The organism is Flavivirga aquatica, assembly GCF_001747085.1.
Classification (GTDB): Bacteria; Bacteroidota; Bacteroidia; order Flavobacteriales; family Flavobacteriaceae; genus Algibacter_C; species Algibacter_C aquatica.
This window is the reverse complement of sequence record NZ_MDJD01000007.1, coordinates 19191-36968: the sequence shown is the minus strand read 5'-3', so window position 1 is coordinate 36968 and position 17778 is coordinate 19191. Positions and strand designations below refer to the sequence as shown.

The 17778-nt window shown below is 31.6% G+C and carries 9 protein-coding genes; all 9 read left to right on the top strand.

What is annotated here, in order from left to right; all coding sequences use genetic code 11:
- Positions 1-528, top strand: a complete 528-nt coding sequence (locus tag A8C32_RS00930) for a hypothetical protein (protein WP_069828578.1) — start codon at positions 1-3, stop codon at positions 526-528.
- Positions 512-1489 (top strand): pilus assembly protein, encoded by a 978-nt coding sequence (locus A8C32_RS00925; protein ID WP_069828577.1) that lies wholly within the window; start codon positions 512-514, stop codon positions 1487-1489. The genes A8C32_RS00930 and A8C32_RS00925 overlap by 17 nt, the downstream gene beginning before the upstream one ends.
- A 15-nt stretch (positions 1490-1504) precedes the next feature.
- The gene (locus A8C32_RS00920) at positions 1505-1996 is read left to right on the top strand and encodes a hypothetical protein (protein ID WP_123803292.1); all 492 of its coding nucleotides are present in this window, start codon (positions 1505-1507) and stop codon (positions 1994-1996) included.
- Positions 1989-2495 carry an OmpH/Skp family outer membrane protein gene (locus A8C32_RS00915; protein WP_069828575.1) on the top strand — a complete coding sequence of 169 codons (507 nt, stop codon included), beginning with the start codon at positions 1989-1991 and terminating at the stop codon, positions 2493-2495. Before A8C32_RS00920 ends, A8C32_RS00915 begins: the two co-directional genes overlap by 8 nt.
- 92 nt (positions 2496-2587) lie before the next feature.
- Positions 2588-3178 carry a hypothetical protein gene (locus A8C32_RS00910; protein WP_069828574.1) on the top strand — a complete coding sequence of 197 codons (591 nt, stop codon included), beginning with the start codon at positions 2588-2590 and terminating at the stop codon, positions 3176-3178.
- The gene (locus A8C32_RS00905; protein WP_069828573.1) at positions 3175-4671 is read left to right on the top strand and encodes an autotransporter outer membrane beta-barrel domain-containing protein; all 1497 of its coding nucleotides are present in this window, start codon (positions 3175-3177) and stop codon (positions 4669-4671) included. The genes A8C32_RS00910 and A8C32_RS00905 overlap by 4 nt, the downstream gene beginning before the upstream one ends.
- 28 nt (positions 4672-4699) lie before the next feature.
- Complete coding sequence (locus tag A8C32_RS00900) at positions 4700-11023, top strand: thrombospondin type 3 repeat-containing protein (RefSeq protein ID WP_069828572.1); 6324 nt, start codon at positions 4700-4702, stop codon at positions 11021-11023.
- A 26-nt stretch (positions 11024-11049) separates the two neighbouring features.
- Entirely contained in the window at positions 11050-16983 is a 5934-nt protein-coding gene (locus A8C32_RS00895) for an Ig-like domain-containing protein (RefSeq protein ID WP_083253200.1), read from the top strand.
- 14 nt (positions 16984-16997) lie between these two features.
- Positions 16998-17723, top strand: a complete 726-nt coding sequence (locus A8C32_RS00890; protein WP_123803290.1) for a LolA3 family protein — start codon at positions 16998-17000, stop codon at positions 17721-17723.
- Positions 17724-17778 lie beyond the last annotated feature (55 nt).

Sequence of the window (17778 nt, the reverse complement as noted above, 5' to 3'; positions counted from 1 at the left end):
GTGTTTAAAGATTTAACATATAAACGTAAGTTTTTTTTAGCTATTATAGGGTTTGTATTGCTTTTTTTAGCATCATATAAAAAGACATTTAAACATACATGGGTTGCTAAAAACCAACTTAAACATGTCGAGAAAAAACTAGCAAGTACAAATAATTCTTTTGATAGTTTGTATGTTTTAAAAGAAGAGATTAAGAGTTTAGATAATTTAATAGGAGGTCATTCTTTAAATCCAATTCTTGTTCAGCAAAAAATACTTGATTTTATTTCTAGAACAGACCCAAAAGTAAATATTGTGGCTATTGAAAATGTTCATTTATTTAAAACTAAAGAGTTTTTAATTTATTCTAATCAAATAGAGTTAGAAGGAGACTATGAAAAACTACTTAAGCTACTTTATGAAACGGAAAAATATTTTAATGATTCTAGAGTGGTAAGCTCAGAGTTTTATTCAAAAAAAAATTATACCACAAAAAAACAAAATCTTTTTTTAAAAATAATATTGCAGAATTATGAAAAAGCAAAATAATATAGTTTTAATATTCCTCTTTCTTTTTTTGTCATTAGGATGTGATGATATTTTAGAGGAAGATATTACAGATAATGTAATGCAGATTACAGTACCTTTAGAAGGCGCAAAACTTATAGGCAATAGTGTTCAGTTTTCATGGGAATATATTGATGGCGCTAAAGATTATAGGGTTCAAGTTACCAACAGTAACCAAATAAATGTAGTTGATTCTTTAGTAAAAGCAAATTCGTTTACATATACTCTAGATTCTGGGACTTATCAATGGCGTATAAGAGGAGAAAATTTCGCATATAAAACAGCTTATATTTTTCCAGTGAATTTTTCAATTGAAGAATCTGATGATTTATCGAACCAAATAGTCGATTTAGAATTTCCTACTGATAATTTTTATGAAAATGAACCTAGTAAGGGTGTTGTCTTTTCATGGAAAAAACTAGGGAAAGCAGATTTCTATAATTTTATCTTGATTAAGAAGTTAAATGGAGAAACAATAGCTCATGAAGCTCCAAATATTACAGCTACAAGGGTTACTGTAGACGATTCTGATATAGATGAAGATGCAGAGTATATATGGAAGGTGATGGCAATTAATACTTTAGATGATGGGACTGTATCAGAAACCGAATTTTCCGAACAATCCCTTTTTGTAGACACTGTAGCTCCAAATCAACCAATCCTATCATCACCAGTAGATTTAGATGAGATTGCACCTTCTGTAGTCACATTTAATTGGCAAAATGGCACTGATACAGGAAATGTTAAGTCGCCGATTACAAGTTTCATAGAAATTTTTAAAGATATAGATTTTACTATAGAGGAATTCTCTAGTAATACCTCGAGTAATTCTATTCAGTATGAATTCAAAACAGTAGGCACATATTATTGGCGTGTAACGGCTAAAGATGTTGCAAAAAATATAAGTGACCATAGTATAGTTAGATCTATAATTGTTAAATAATAAAGCGAATTGAGTTTGAACAAAAGGTATTTAAATAGTATTTTAATAATTCTTCTTATTGTTATTTGGAGTTCAGTGATTTATAAATATTTCGGTAAATCGGCAGATTCAAAAGATAATAGAAAAAAAGAGATGTCCAGTATAGATTATAAGCCTAAATATAAACTTACTAAAGATACGTTTATGCTTGAAATAATAAACAAAAACCCTTTTAAAGCCTCAAAAGAGACTAGAAAGGTGGTTGCAACAAATAAAATAAAATCATCAAGAAAAAACAAAATAAAACCTAAAGTTAGAAATGTGGTTTGGCCAAAAATAAGTTATCATGGCTTTGTTAAAGGCTATAATAAGACAACACGACTTATTTTGCTAAAAATAGATAAGAAACTCTATAGAAAAAGAGAGAAAGATAAAGCAGGAGATATAACCTTAATAAAAGCGTATAATGATTCTTTAATAGTAGCATTTAATAATATAAACAAAACAATAAAAAAATTCCATGAATAATCTTAACCGTCTTACCATTATTAATACTGTTTTAATACTAACCATTATTGTGATAGCTTTAGTAAGTTATTTGCGATTCAACAATAAAGAAGAGATTGTTTATGTCAATAATGTAAGATTATTTAATGGTTTTAATATGACCAAGGATATTAAAACTACAGAAGAAACCAAGATTAATAAGCAAGCAAAAGAATTAGACCTTTTGTATGTAAAACTTAAGTCTTTAACCGAAGAAGAACAATCGTTAAATAAAAATTTACAACAACAAATAGCTTATAAAAGTAAAGCACTACAAGAACTTCAAGATAATTATACCCATAATTTGAGTCAAAATGTGTGGAAAAGGCTTAACGATTACATTAAAGAGTATGCAAAAACTAGAAGTTTTAAAATTATAGTAGGCACTAGTGGTAATGGTAATGTTATGTTTGCAGAAGAATCTATAGATATTACAAATGAAATCTTAGAATTTTCAAATAAAAAATACGAAGGAAATTAAAGGTTTTTCCCTAACAATAATATGGTAAATCCCTTAAGGAGATTTAAAAGCTTTCAATAATTTTATTGAAAGTTTTAACCTATTTATGTTAGATGAAATACCTTAATCAGTTAATCTTTTTTGTTTTTTTAATAGCCACATTATTAGTGTCTTGTGGTGATTCTAAGAAGTCTGGTGTTAAACAAGAATACAAATACTTTAGTTTAAAACAACAAGGCTGGAAGTCTAAACGTGTCAACCAATTTGTTAATAATATAAACTATACAGCTACAGAGGTTCCTTTGCAGTACTATCTTTTAAAAAGTACTAAAGGAAATTATAAAACAGTAGATTCATTATATAAAATAAGTTCAAAAGAGCGTATTATAGAAGTTGAATTTCAGCACGTAAAGCAAACAGATCTTTTACTGAGCGAATACACCAATAAATCTTATGACGATGCTGTAAAATATATGGCATTTACTATAGAAAAAGATTTTACTGTAGTCACATCTTCAAATGATACCATTTCATGCTCGGGAGTAAATTTCGAGCGTAATTTTAAAGTAGCACCATTTAAGCGAGTGCTATTATATTTCAATAATATTAACCATAAGGATAATATAAAACTTATATACCAAGACCAATTATTTGGTAATGGTATAATTAAATTCAATTTCAACGAAACACCTTTAAAATTATGAATTATTTGCAACAATTAGTGATCTGCAGTCTAGGTCTATTTTTCTCATTAAATACAATAGGACAGACAACTCAAAAAGGAACTACTTATTTAGGTGAAAATGCGGGTATACAAGGCTTTGATAATGTTTTTTTAGGAAAGAATAGTGGAGCGATAACTGCTCAAAAAAACAATGTATTTATAGGTGGTAATAGTGGCGCATCTAATGTCGGTGGAGAAGGAAATGTTTTTGTTGGTCAGTCAAGTGGAGAAGAATTTAGTGGAGGCGGATATAATACTTTTTTAGGACATAGGAGTGGCTCTAAAGTATCAGGAACGTATGAGAATACTTTTCTAGGATCAAGAAGTGGTTACAATAATAAAGGTAAGGAAGGTATTCTAATCGGAGTAGATAGTGGTAGTAATGGCTCAGGAATTAATAATATATTAATTGGTAGTGGTACTGGAAGGAACTCTACTGGTAATTCAAATATATTTATAGGTAAGTGGAGTGGAAGTCAATCATCTGGAAGTCGAAATCTTTTTATGGGAGTAAGAGCTGGTATGCAGAATAAGACTGGTACACAGAATATTTTTATAGGATATGAAGCAGGGGAGCAAAGTGAAGGAGGTACACGAAATACATTTATAGGAAATTACAGCGGTAAAAATAATACAGCAGGAATAGAAAATATATTTTTAGGAGATAACACAGGTTTTGCTAATACTACAGGAAGACAAAATTCATTTATAGGGTTTAATAGTGGTCGATCAAATACATCTGGTAGTGGAAATGTGTTTTTAGGGCTATCTACAGGAAGATATAATGTTAATGGGAGTCAAAATGTATTTTTAGGAAATGGAAGTGGAGCTAGTAATGTTGATGGTAATGGTAATGTCTTTTTAGGATTCCTTTCTGGACAAAGAAACGCAGATGGGCGTGGTAATGTGTTTTTAGGAAGAGGAAGTGGAACTAGTAATGTTAGTGGGAGTAATAATGTGTTTTTAGGAAAAAATTCAGGAGCTAATGAAACAGGTGATAATAAGTTATATATATCAAATTCAAACACCAATACACCTTTAATTTATGGTGATTTTGAAAATGGGCAATTAGGTGTAAATACTAATCAATTTCCTGATGGTTATACTTTTGCAGTTGGAGGAAAAATGACAACAGAAGAGGTTAAAGTATGGGTAAGAAACCCTGATGGAACATGGCCAGATTATGTGTTCAAAGAAGATTACAGCTTACCATCTTTAAAAGTTGTAGATAATTATATTAAAGCTAACGGACACTTACCAAATATTCCTTCAGCTAAAGAGGTAGAAGAAAATGGTATTCTATTGGGTAATATGAATGCTAAACTTCTAGAAAAAATAGAAGAGTTAACACTTTATACGATTCAGCAGCAGAAAAAACTAGATGAGTTAGAAACTTTAAAAAATAAGAATAAAGTATTAGAAACTCGCTTGAATAAGTTAGAAGCATTGTTACTAGAAAATATCCAACAATAAACAAATTTAATCATTTACCAAAGTCATTATGATTCACAGTATTCGAAAAAGTAAGTTTTCCAAAATTATAGCCAGTTATTTAGCAATACAGTTGTTAATTACTACTGTACAGCCTTCTAATTTGTTTGCTTTAACAGGAGGGGCTGCTCAACCTGAATTTAATTCATTTACACCTATTGGCACATCCGATATGGTAGATTTAGCATCAGGAGATTTTAACTATAATATCCCAATTATGGATGTTGGAGGTTACCCTTTAAACTTAGCTTATAATTCAGGTGTTACTATGGATCAAGAAGCCTCTTGGGTTGGTTTAGGATGGAACCTTAATGTCGGGCAAATAAACCGTCAAGTACGAGGTATTCCAGATGATTTTAAAGGGGACGTTATAGAAACAGAACAAAATATTAGAAATAATGTTACTGTTAATGTTGACGCTAAATTTGACGCTCAAGTTTTTGGAATAGAATTACCAGATCAAACTGGTTTGAAGTTTGGTGTAAATTTACTTTATAATAATTATACAGGGATTTCTTTTAGTCCATCATTAGGGCTGTCTTTTTCCTTAGCAAAAAGCTCTTCAGCAAGAATGAGTCTTAATGTTTCGGGCTCAGCTACAGAAGGAGCAACAGTTTCTCCTGGTATTAGTTTAAAAGGTAAATTAGGAGAAGTACAAGAAAGCGCAATTACAGGGGAGTTAAATGCAGGGATTTCATATAATTCAGCAAGAGGATTATCATCGTTTAATTTATCGTCAAGTATAGAAAGTGGAGGGGAGGAACATAAATTTGAAAGAGATGGAAAAGAAACGTCGACTAAAGTAGGAGCGTCAAGTATTGGCGGGTCAGGTAGTGTGTCTTTTGCAAATACAACTATGACTCCAAGAAAACGTACGGCTTACACCAATTTTACAGGAACATTAGCTTTATCTCTAGGTCCAGATGTTTGGGGATTAGATGGAGAGGTAGAAGTATCGGCTTCAGCTTCAGTGCAAAAAATTAAAGACCCGTTTAAAGAAGATAAAGCCTTTGGTTACGAATTTACAGGATATGCAACGTCAAGCGATTTATTAGATTATAATAGAGAAAATGATGGTATTATTAGTAAAAATACATTAGCTCTTCCAGTAACTAATTATACTTACGATTTGTATTCGGTTAAAGCACAAGGTAGTGGAGGGATGTTTAGACCTTTTAGAAGTCAAGTTGGTCAAATAAATGATGAGTATGTAAAAGATCGTAGTGATAGTTTTAGCGCAGGAATAGAGGTTGAAGGCGGATCAGGATTTCATGGAGGCTATAATTTTACTGTAGCACCATCAAAAAGTCATACAGGTATATGGAATACAAATGCTACAAGTCATTTTAAACAAGATAAAGAAGAAATAAAGTCTAAAGATTATGAACCTGTTTATTTTAAATATATAGGAGAAAATAGAATAGATAAGGACAGTGATTTATTTTTGAATAAGCTTGGAGGTTATAATGCTATCGCTTTAGATATTGATGGAGAGGGGTTTGGTAAAGAAGCTAGCAATCTGTTTGTTAAAAAGGTGTATAGAACAGTACTTGGTGAGAATAATGAACCTATAGAGACTTCATACAATAAGAAATTAGAAAATTTTAGAGGAAAATTTAAACGAACCAAACGAGATGTACGAAACCAAAGTATACAAAAAATTAATAGGAAAGAGTTAGGTGATTATTACAATCAAGAGTATTTAGAGCCTTGGTTAGATAGAAATACTATTGGAAAAGACCACCATACTGCAGAAATAAGAATGCTTCAAGGGGATGGGTCTCATTATATTTTTGGAGAACCAGCATATAACATAGAAAAGCAAGAGGTTACTTTTGCAACCGATAGTAATAACGGTAATTGTGCGACAGGAGAAGTGATATACGCAGGGAAAGAGAATTCACGTAACAACTCTAGTGGTCGAGATAACTTTTTTAACAAAGTAAAAACTCCAGAATATGTACATACCTATTTATTGTCTTCAGTACTGTCCTCAGATTATGAAGATTTAACAGGCAATGGACCATCAGATGACGATTTAGGAGCCTATACGCGTTTTGAATACCAGCAGTTCGATAGTGCTTATAATTGGCGTGTACCTTATGGTAAAAATAGTGCTTCTTATAATGAAGGTTTAAACACAGATCGAGGAGATCAAAAAGGTAATTATGTTTTTGGTAAAAAGGAACTTAAATATATAAAAAAGATAGAGACCAAAACGCACGTGGCTTTATTTGAGTTATCTAAAAGAAAAGATGCGCGAGGCGTTGCAGGAGTAGATGGAGGAAAGCCATCTAGTGGTAATTATATGTATAAATTAGATAAGGTGAGTTTGTACTCAAAACCAGAATATGAGGTATATAAAGATATTTTAGAAGATAATGATAAAACAAACGATCCTAAACCAGAGCAATTAACAGCAATTAAAACAGCACACTTTGTGTATGATTATTCGCAATGTAAAAACGTTGAGAATAACCATGGAGGTATTAAAGATGAAAATGAATTGCTTGATGAAACAACAGGTAATTTAGGCAAAGGGAAGTTAACATTAAAAAAAGTGTATTTCACCTATAGAGATTCTAAAATGGGTAAATATAATCCCTACGAATTTCATTATGATGGATTCAATCCTAGTTATCATTTAAAAGCTTATGATGTTTGGGGTAATTATAAACCAATCGTAGAAGATGCAATTACTGTTACAAATAAAACAGATGTGAGCATTTCTATAGAAGAGAATGATTTAGGTAACCTAGACTATTGTGGTACGAATGATAAAATTACGGCTCCAGAATTTGCCTTTGTACAACAAGAAAACAGGTTGTTACAAGACGAATTTGCTTCAGCTTGGTCTTTAACATCTATCGATTTACCATCTGGAGGACGCATTGATCTGGAGTATGAAAGTGACGACTATCAAAATGTACAGGATCGTGCAGCTATGCAAATGTTTAAGGTATTAGGAGCTGGTAGAGATAGTACGCCTTCTGGAAGGAATGAATTATATGAACCTAATAGAACAGACAAAGATGCGAGGTTTCTTTATGTAAAAATCCCTGAAACAGATAGGATATCGTCTAATAAGTTTAAGGAGAGGTATTTAAGGGGGCAAGAAGGAAAGCCTATATACTTTCGGTTTTTAATGAATATGACCAAAAGAGGAGAGAAAAGCCTAAATAGTAAAGATTATGATTATGTAACGGGATATTTTGAATTAACAGGAGAAGATATAGAAGTTACAAAAATGGGAAGTGATATTGTTGCGTCTATCCCAATGGTCTTAAAAGATATGGAGGGTGGAATTGGAGGAAATCAAAATATCAATCCAATTAATAAAGCGGGATTAAATTTTGCTAGAAATTACTTAAATGCACAGTCTTTAGGACTTAATGCAGATTATAGAACAGAAAACATTAAAACCATCGCAAAAAATGTTTTGTCAAGTTTCGCTTCGCTAAACGATATACTTAGAGGGCCTAATGCAAAATTGAGAAGTTTTGAATACACATGTGCACGTAAGTTTAAACCTGAAAAATCTTGGATTCGTTTAACGAATCCAAATAATTATAAATTAGGTGGTGGTGTAAGAGTAAAATCTCTTGCTATGCACGATCAATGGGATGAGATGGTAGGAGCGTCTGGAAATACTCACTATAGGATGAAGTACGGACAAATATATGATTATACGTTATCTAAAGAAGAAGGAAGTAGTGGTGTTGCTACATTTGAACCAAATGGGAGTAAAGAAAATCCATTTGTAGAGCCATTTTATAATATAGGAGAACGTTTAATAGCACCTAGAGAAGTAAGTTATATAGAAAAACCTTTTGGAGCGTCTTTCTTTCCTTCACCAACAGTGACCTATAGTAAAGTAACGGTGTCTAATCTTAAAAGAGACGGTATTACTAAACACGCTACAGGTAAAGTCGTATCAGAATATTATACGTCTAAAGATTTTCCCACTCAAGTAGATCATACTGTTATAGACGGCCCAGGTAATTTTGCTACAAATGAAAATGATGTACTTGGGAGTTTAATAAAAGGGATTATTGGAATTCCAATACGTAGTAAAACAGAGATGACTCTATCTCAAGGCTTTGTTGTACATACCAACGACATGAATGGTAAAATGAAAAAGCAAAGTGTATTTGCAGAAGACGCAGAGTTAGATGAACCTTTATCATATGTAGAAAACATATATAGTACGGTAGCAGGAAGTCCAAATAAGTTAGATAATAAGGTTACTGTTATAGATAAAACAGGTAAAATAATGACCAAGCAAACTGTGGCAGTAGATTATGATGTGGTTACAGATTTTAGAGAAAGTTATTCTAAATCTGATACTAAGGGGTTAAAAGGGAACCTAGTAGCCATACCTATTCCTCCTATTGTTCTGACAGTTCCTACGATTTTCAATACGGATATAAGTATTGAAAACACAGCACACAGTGCTATTACAACTAAGGTCATTCATACAACAGCTATAATGAAAGAGAAAATAGCTAGTGATCTTGGAGCTACAGTAAGAACAACAAACGAAGCATGGGATGCACAAACAGGTCAAGTATTATTAACTAAAACAGTAAACGAATATGATGACCAGTATTATAATTTGAATTTTCCAGCCTATTGGGCATATGATAATATGGGGGCAGCTACTAAAAATATTGGTATTACGGGTGTTTTAAAACAAGGAGCTAATGGCTATTATACGTATACAGATGGTAAAGCAGGAGACTATTTTGCATTAGGCGATGAAATTATAGGGAAATATAAAGATAAATCAGAAAAACTATGGGTCGTAGGTTTTAACGATGAACATACAGCTTTGTTACTAATGAATCGGTTTGGTCAAGTCGTTAATAAATCAGCATCCGATATAGATAATGCATTAGAAATTGAAGGAGATATACGCTTTAAGATTATAAGATCTGGCTATAGAAATCAGCAATCAGCAAATATGGCTTCAATAACCATGATGAAAAATCCTATTAAAAATGGTGAAGATTATGTATCTAATATAGATACAAGTAGTTTTACGCAAAATGAGAGTACAGTACAAGATTTACGAATAGTGAATGCAAGTGCTGTAGGCTACACAGATTTTTGGAATTGCCAATGTGAACGTGGGTTACCAAGTTTGCCATTTGTAACACCAACGTCTAGCGACTTGGCTAATTTACCTATAGAAGACTTTAAATTTAATCCTTATTTATTCAATACATACGGCGAGTGGAGAGCAGAGAAATCGTATGCTTATTTAACAGAACGTACAAAGGTTACTCAAGGCGTAAGTAATAAAGTAAATAATAGAAAAGAAGGTTATTTCAAAGATTTTACTCCTTATTATATAACAGAAGATAAGAAGTGGAAAGAAAATGAAACCACTACAAATAAATGGACAAATGCAAGTGAAGTGACACAATATAGTCCATATGGAGCAGAAGTAGAAAATCAAGATGCATTAGGTCGATATTCATCAGCTCAGTATGGGTATAATATGACATTGCCTACAGCAGTCTCGTCTAATAGTCGTTATAGATATATGGGAGCTGATAACTTTGAAGACTACAATTATTCATCTTCTGTAGACTTGAAATATTTCGATTATGTAAAAGGAGAAGGTGTTCCGGAAGAACATTTTAGTTTCAAAAAAGCAGCAAATGATGATGGTGCAGAAACAGGAGTAATTATTAGTGATGATTTTTCGCACACAGGAATGAATAGTTTATTAATCCCTAAAAGAGATGATGCTATTTTTAGAAGACCTTTAAAAGGAGAGTTGCCAAAAAATCTTGATTATGATGGAGATACCGTGCCTGATATCGAAGATAATTGTCCTTATACAGAAAATCGCAACCAAAGAGATTATGATGGTGATGGTATAGGAAACGTTTGTGACGATGATGTAATACCTAGGATATCTTCAATAGATACAAAACGTCAAGAAACATATAGAATAAAAAGATCATTTTTTACTATAGAAGGAAAGCCAAATGATGTCGTAAGATATAGAACATCTATATCTAGAAGTTTACGTAGAGGGCAGTTACTTTTCGTTAATGGTAAAGATGTAGGGGATAACGAAATAGGAGAAATTACACTTGATGTAACAGGTAAAGCTAGGGTAGAGTTTATGGTGAAAGCAAACCGACCTAAAAAGAAAAAACAAAGAGGAAGAGCTTTAGGGCATTTTGTTATTTTGAATAAAAATTCAGATATCCCTGTATTTGGTGTTGAAATACGTTTATGTCCAGTAGCATATAAGGACAAAAGAAGTGGTAATGGGGATAAAGGTGAAGCTTCGTGGAACTGTGATACAACAAATTAATATAAATCTAAAAGTTAAAAAAATAGATGAAAAAGTTAAACACTAATAACGTATTAAAAACACTAAAGTTTTTAATACTAGTGCTCATTTTTTGCAGTTCGTTTATAGTTAAGGGGCAAGTGCCCCAAGAGGAGCGTCAAGCATTAATAGATTTGTATAATGCAACAAAAGGAGATAAATGGAACAATACAATTGAAGGAGATAAGCCTTGGTTAATTAATGAAACTAGTTCTCTTGTGAGCGATTGGTATGGCGTAACCGTAGTTGATGGGAAAGTAATAGAAGTAAATTTAAATAATAATATCTTAGAGGGAGAGATTCAATCTTCTATAAATAATTTATTACACCTTACGGTATTAAATTTAGGAGACAATCAGTTAAGTGGAAGTATACCTTCGTCTATAGGAGGTTTACATATGCTTATCACTTTAATATTAGAAAACAACAAATTAACAGAAGAATTACCCGTTGCTTTAGGTAGTTTAGCAAACTTAGTAACATTAAAGTTAGGAGGTAATAATCTAAAGAAAGAAATCCCTATTTCATTTTGTAACTTACTTAATTTACAAGAACTTGACTTATCAAACAATCAAATAACAGGTAAATTAATTCCAGAATTTGCTTTTCTTAAGAGTTTAGTACGATTAGATGTTCGTAATAATCAATTAGAGGGAATGATACCTCAGGGATTACAAACTTTATCCAACTTAGAGTTTGTGGGATTGAGTGATAATAGCTTTAAAGGAAAATTACCTTTGGGTTTTCGTAGTTTAAGTAATTTACAAGAATTATTATTTGAAAATAATCAATTTATCTTTTCAGATTTTGAAGACTTACATAAAGATTTTAAAGCTAAACTAACAAATTATGTATATGTACCACAAGCAAATGTAGATGAGATTGAAAGTAAAAGCGTTACTGTAAGGAGCAGTATTATCCTATCTACTAAATTGTCAAGTGATAATAATACTTATGTGTGGTATAAAGATGGCGAGCGTATACCAAGTACAGGGAATGAAATTGTAATAAACGAAGCTGAAGTAGAAGATGCTGGTGAATATTATTTTGGAGCAATTAATAGTACAATAGAAAATTTAGAATTAATTAGAAATAAAATTACGTTAATAGTTAAAGAGAACTGTAGTGTGCCATCATCGCAACGACAAGCATTATTTGATCTTTTTAATGCAACAGGAGGTAAGAATTGGATTAATTATAAAGATGGAAATCAAGCTTGGGATATTTCTAATCCCGACTCTAAAGTCTGCGATTGGTATGGAGTAACGGTAGAAGATGAAAAAATCACAGGGCTTAATTTATCAGGAAATAACTTAGAAGGTATGTTACCAGATACGCTTGGTGACTTAGTTAATTTGGAAACATTAAATGTAAGCAATAATAAAATAATTGGTGATGTTCCAACTTCTATTTCGCAAATTCCTGTATTAGCGACACTAAATATAGAAAATAACCAGTTGGTTTTTAGAAACATTGAAACTGATTTTACAACTTATACTAATCTTACAAATTTCACTTATACTCCACAAGATCTAGTTGATGTAGAAGAGGTTATGGTGGTGGAGCCAACTAAAAGTATCACATTAAAAAATAATGTATTAACAAGTGAAAATAATAGATACCAATGGCTTAAAAATGGATTACCTATAGATGGGGCAAACGACGAAGAGTATATAATAACCAATGCTAATGCAGCAAAAGATGCAGGTATGTATAGTTTTGTGGCTACAAATACAATAGTAGATAATTTAGAGATTAAGCGTAGGATTATTAAAGTTGAGGTAAAGGATTCTAGCTCGGTTGATTGTAAGGTTTCGTTAGAAGAAAAACAAGCTTTAATAGATTTGTATATTGCTACAGGTGGACCTGAATGGACAAATAACACGAATTGGTTAACAGATAAACCAGTATGTGAATGGTTTGGGGTACATGTTGAAAATAACCAAATAAAGGAGCTTAGTCTTGTTAATAATAATTTAGTAGGTTCAATCCCTAAACAAATAGAAAATTTAAAGTATGTTACTATATTAAGTCTTGTTTTTAATAAAGATTTGATTGGACCAATACCTCCTGAATTAGAAAAATTGCAGTTTTTAAATGAATTAAATTTAAGTAATAATGCATTAACAGGAAGTATTCCTAGTTTTACATCAAGTTCTATTTCAACTTTGTTCTTTCATAATAATAAATTATCAGGTACAATTCCTGATTTAACTGGGCTAGAAAATTTAGAAGAATTAGAGATTCAAGAGAATGCTTTTATTTTTAAAGATTTAGAAAATAAGCTTTCAGGTTATCCAGACGGAGTATTTCTGTATACTCCTCAAGATAAAGTAGATAAAGAAGAGACTAGAATAGTACGTATTGAAGGTTCTATTGTTTTGACAAGTAGTGTGTTAATGAGTGATAATAATCGTTATCAATGGTACAAAAAAGTTAATGACGTTTACGAAATAATAGTGGGGGCTACTAATAAAGACTATACTATTAATAATGTGGTTGCAGAAGACGCAGGAGAGTATATTTTTAAAGCAACTAATGAAACAATAGATAATCTTGAGCTAGAACGTAATCCAATAACTTTGCAAATAGTAGCAGCAGATGCTTGTGATGTATCAGAAACTGAACGAGAAGCATTAGTAAAACTTTATCAAGCAACAGATGGCGCAAATTGGACTAATACAAAAGCAAATAATCAACCTTGGTTAATTAACGATCCAGACTCTAAAGTTTGCGATTGGTATGGAGTTACTGTAGGTTCGGAAGTTATAGTTACAGAAGTTAGTTTATCCAATAATAATTTGAGAGGAGAAATACCAGATCAGCTAGAACAATTAATAAACTTAACGACATTAAATCTAGAAGAAAACCTATTAACAGGAGCTTACCCTCTTGCAGTAAATGAGTTAATAGCTTTAGAAGTTTTAAACTTGAGCAAGAATACTTATGTAGGTGAAATATCAGAGAATATAGGAGCTTTAATAAATTTGAAAACTTTAGATTTAGGAGACAATAGATTTGCAGGAGCAATACCAAATAGTATAGGGAACTTAACAGATTTAGTAAATTTAGATCTTAGTGCAAATAAATTACAAGAAACTATACCTAGTAATTTGTGGAGTTTATACAATTTAAAAACGATTAAGTTACAAGAAAACCGATTAACAGGTGGGATCTCTTCAGATATTGGTAATCTTCCACTATTAGAAGTATTTTGGTGCTCTAATAATAATTTTAGTGGAGCAATTCCTCAAACTATTAGATTGGATAATACACCTAATTTATATAGTATTCATTTAGATCATAATTATTTTTCAGGAGATTTACCACAGTTAATTCCTAATTTGTCTTTGCCTAATACCAGTGTTCAAATTAATAATAATGCATTTATATTTAATGATTTTGAGTTAGAGTTTCCAGCTTATAAAACACAATTAGATAATTTTACATATATACCACAAGATTTTGTAGATCAAAACGAAATTAGGTATATAGAATTAGGGGAGCCTACAATACTAACAAGTATGGAATTAGTTAGTGATAATAATGAGTACAAGTGGTATAAAAGTAGTCCGGGTGGCATCTTCGAAATTATACCCGATGCTACAAGTAAAGATTATACCCTAACCATAACTGATGCTGTAGATTTTGGTAGCCAATACCGTTTTATTGCCACAAATACTGTAGTAGATTCATTAAAGTTAACTCGAAGAACGATTACTATATTAGAGTATAAAGATACAGATGGAGATGGTACTCCAGATCATATAGATAAAGATGATGATGATGATGGCTGCCTTGATATTCTAGAGATAGAAAATGGATCAGATCCTTTAGATCCTAATGATAACAATTGTCCCACAGATCCAGATGGAGAAGTTTCAAACCCAGAAGACTACACGTTCTGTGAATCGTTAGCAACAATCTCTATAGGTAATCTCGCAGTACCTAATGGCGGGCGTGTTGCGCTGTGGTTTGATAACGAAGCAGACACAACCCCAATTCCAGAAGAAGAAGAACTTTTTAAATCTCAAATATTATGGGCAGAGGTTGACGGTGTTCCTCAAAAAGTGGCAGTGCCTTTAAAAATAAATGAAGGCGCTCCAGGTATTTTTGAAACCGTTAATGAAGATGGTGTTATAATAGATGAAAGCTTTCAAGCGTTTCCAACAAAAGCTCATGCCACTATTGGAGATTTAAAAATTACCCCATCTGTAGGTATTACTTGGTATGCATCACCTACATCCACAACAGTATTATCTAATGATATGTTGTTAGAAGACGGAAAATCGTATTATGCATCATTAAATGGGCACCCTTGTAGGTTTGAAGTAGAAGTATTTATAGGGATTAAAGATGTTTTTGCAGATGGTATTCAATACTTCTGTGCTTCCAATTCTCCAACATTACAATCTGTAGATGTTGTAAAAACATATCTTGATGGCGAGATAAGATGGTATAATGCAGAAACAGGAGGAGGCGCTTTACCAGAAACTACAGTTTTGGTAAATGGTACAACATATTATGTTACCGAGTTTTATGAAGGAGATGAGAGTGAGTTAAGAATGCCAGTAGAGGTTGTAGTATACGATATTCAATTTTCTGAATATTTAAAAAAAGATCAATACATTTTTGCAAAAGATGGAGTAATACCAACAATAGCAAATTTAATAGCACAAGATGATACTATAAAATGGTATGCAGCACCAGAAGGGGGAACACCTTACGCACCTACAACTTCATTAATTAGTGGACACACCTATTATGCAGCTCAAGTAAATAGTAAAGAAACTTGTGAGAGTGATACAAGATTAGCAGTAAGGGTATATGTGAAAAACGAAGAACCTCCAATATTAGTAGGCTGCGAAAAGTTTAAGCCACAGCCTGGAGATCGTTATGTAGTTAGTGGATGGGTAAGAGAACAAGGTATTAGTGAGGATTTTAGAGAAACTAGAAACTTTATAGCAGATAAACCAAGTAGCGATCGTTTGTTAGAGTTATTAAACCATCTCGTAAAAGATTTTGTCCTTAATGAAGAACCAAGGAAAGCTATTCGGTTTGTTGAGGAAAATTACATTCCAGATATCGAAAATAAAGTATATGATGCTATTTTACCTTATGTAATAGATGGGCCAACAGATAACTTAGCCATATATAATTTTAAATATGTTACCGAGGGTAGAAGTGAGTACGGTTATAAACGAACTATAGGTTTTCAGTTCTCATTTTCACCAGAAGCAAAAGGAGATGATTTTGATTTTAAATATGTAACGCCTGCTTACGAGGGAGGAGTTAATCCCCAACGTTACCCAATATTTAATAATCCTTCATTAAAAATAGAGTTTACAGGTTTCGTTGCTAACGGTAATACATTAGAAGTAGTATCTAAGTTTAGTATAGATACCAAAGCAGGTGATGGATTATTAAATAATAACAAACCTGATTACAAAACAGTATTTAATAATATTGCATTAACTCACGATTTTATTACTTACAAATCAGATCCAGATTATCAAGTTCAAAATTACATGAATAGCTTGATTGAAGTAGTCTATGAGAATGAAGAAGGAGAAGTACTAGATTTAGATACACAATACAAGGTGGCTTTCAAACCTAAAGGAGCTATTATTGATGGTTGGCAGAGAATTTCTACAGATTTTTTCGTACCAAGTGAGGCTGCATTTATGAACATAGTTTTAAAAAATACTTCTGGAGAAGATATCAATTCATATTTTGATGATATACGTATGCATCCGTTTAAAAGTAATATAAAAACATTTGTATACGATCCTAAAACACAAAGACTTCAATCTGAACTGGATGAAAATAACTATGCAACGTTTTATGAATATGATAAAGAGGGAGGATTAGTGCGTGTAAAGAAAGAAACAGAAAGAGGTATTTATACCATTCAAGAAACAAGATCAAATAATTCCAAATAAAAATATAGGTAAAGATGAATAATTCAATAGGAATTAAAGTGTTCATGGTAATTTTTTTCTTAGGTAATACGGTTTTAGCATATTCTCAAAAAGAAACAGCAACTTCATTATTAAAGAAAATAAGTAAGTACTACCAAAATACAGAAGCGTATCAGATTAATATGGAGTACAAAATGTATAAAGGGTTAACAGGTAACGAAGTCACAGAATCTTATACAGGGCATTTAATAAAAAAGAAGAATATATATCAATTAAAAATAGCTAATAACGAAATGTTAACTATTAATAATAAACAAATGGCTATCGACCATGGTCAAAAAATTGCTGTTTATAGATCCAGCAACCAAGCTTCTAACGCTACTTTAATAGACGTTGCTGGGTTTTTAGAATACTATGATGGACTATCTGTAGATAAGGTAAATGGACTTATAAAATGTGTGTTAATTGCTAAAAATAAAAAACAATCGGTGCCATATGCTAAAATAGCCTTGTTTATCAACCCTAATAATTATAGTGTAGAAAAACAAGAAATGTATTTTGCTTCGCAGCTTCCATTTATTTTAGAAAATGGAGATTATATAAGTGATTTTGGTAGATTAAGTATAGAAATGAAAGAAGTAGATAATCTACTTACAGATGCTGTTTTAAGTTTTAATAATTATTTTAATGAAAGTGATGATGGTGAAATAGTGTTAGCTAATAGATATAAGGATTATCAATTTATTGATGAGAGAAATTAATAAAAATTTAACCACATTAAAAACACTAAGAAATAAACTAAAAATCATGACAAAA

Coding starts and splice junctions, on each gene's coding strand:
- A8C32_RS00925 (WP_069828577.1), top strand. CDS start 512: ATGAAAAAGCAAAATAATATAGTTTTAATATTCCTCTTTCTTTTTTTG.
- A8C32_RS00915 (WP_069828575.1), top strand. CDS start 1,989: ATGAATAATCTTAACCGTCTTACCATTATTAATACTGTTTTAATACTA.
- A8C32_RS00910 (WP_069828574.1), top strand. CDS start 2,588: ATGAAATACCTTAATCAGTTAATCTTTTTTGTTTTTTTAATAGCCACA.
- A8C32_RS00905 (WP_069828573.1), top strand. CDS start 3,175: ATGAATTATTTGCAACAATTAGTGATCTGCAGTCTAGGTCTATTTTTC.
- A8C32_RS00900 (WP_069828572.1), top strand. CDS start 4,700: ATGATTCACAGTATTCGAAAAAGTAAGTTTTCCAAAATTATAGCCAGT.
- A8C32_RS00895 (WP_083253200.1), top strand. CDS start 11,050: ATGAAAAAGTTAAACACTAATAACGTATTAAAAACACTAAAGTTTTTA.
- A8C32_RS00890 (WP_123803290.1), top strand. CDS start 16,998: ATGAATAATTCAATAGGAATTAAAGTGTTCATGGTAATTTTTTTCTTA.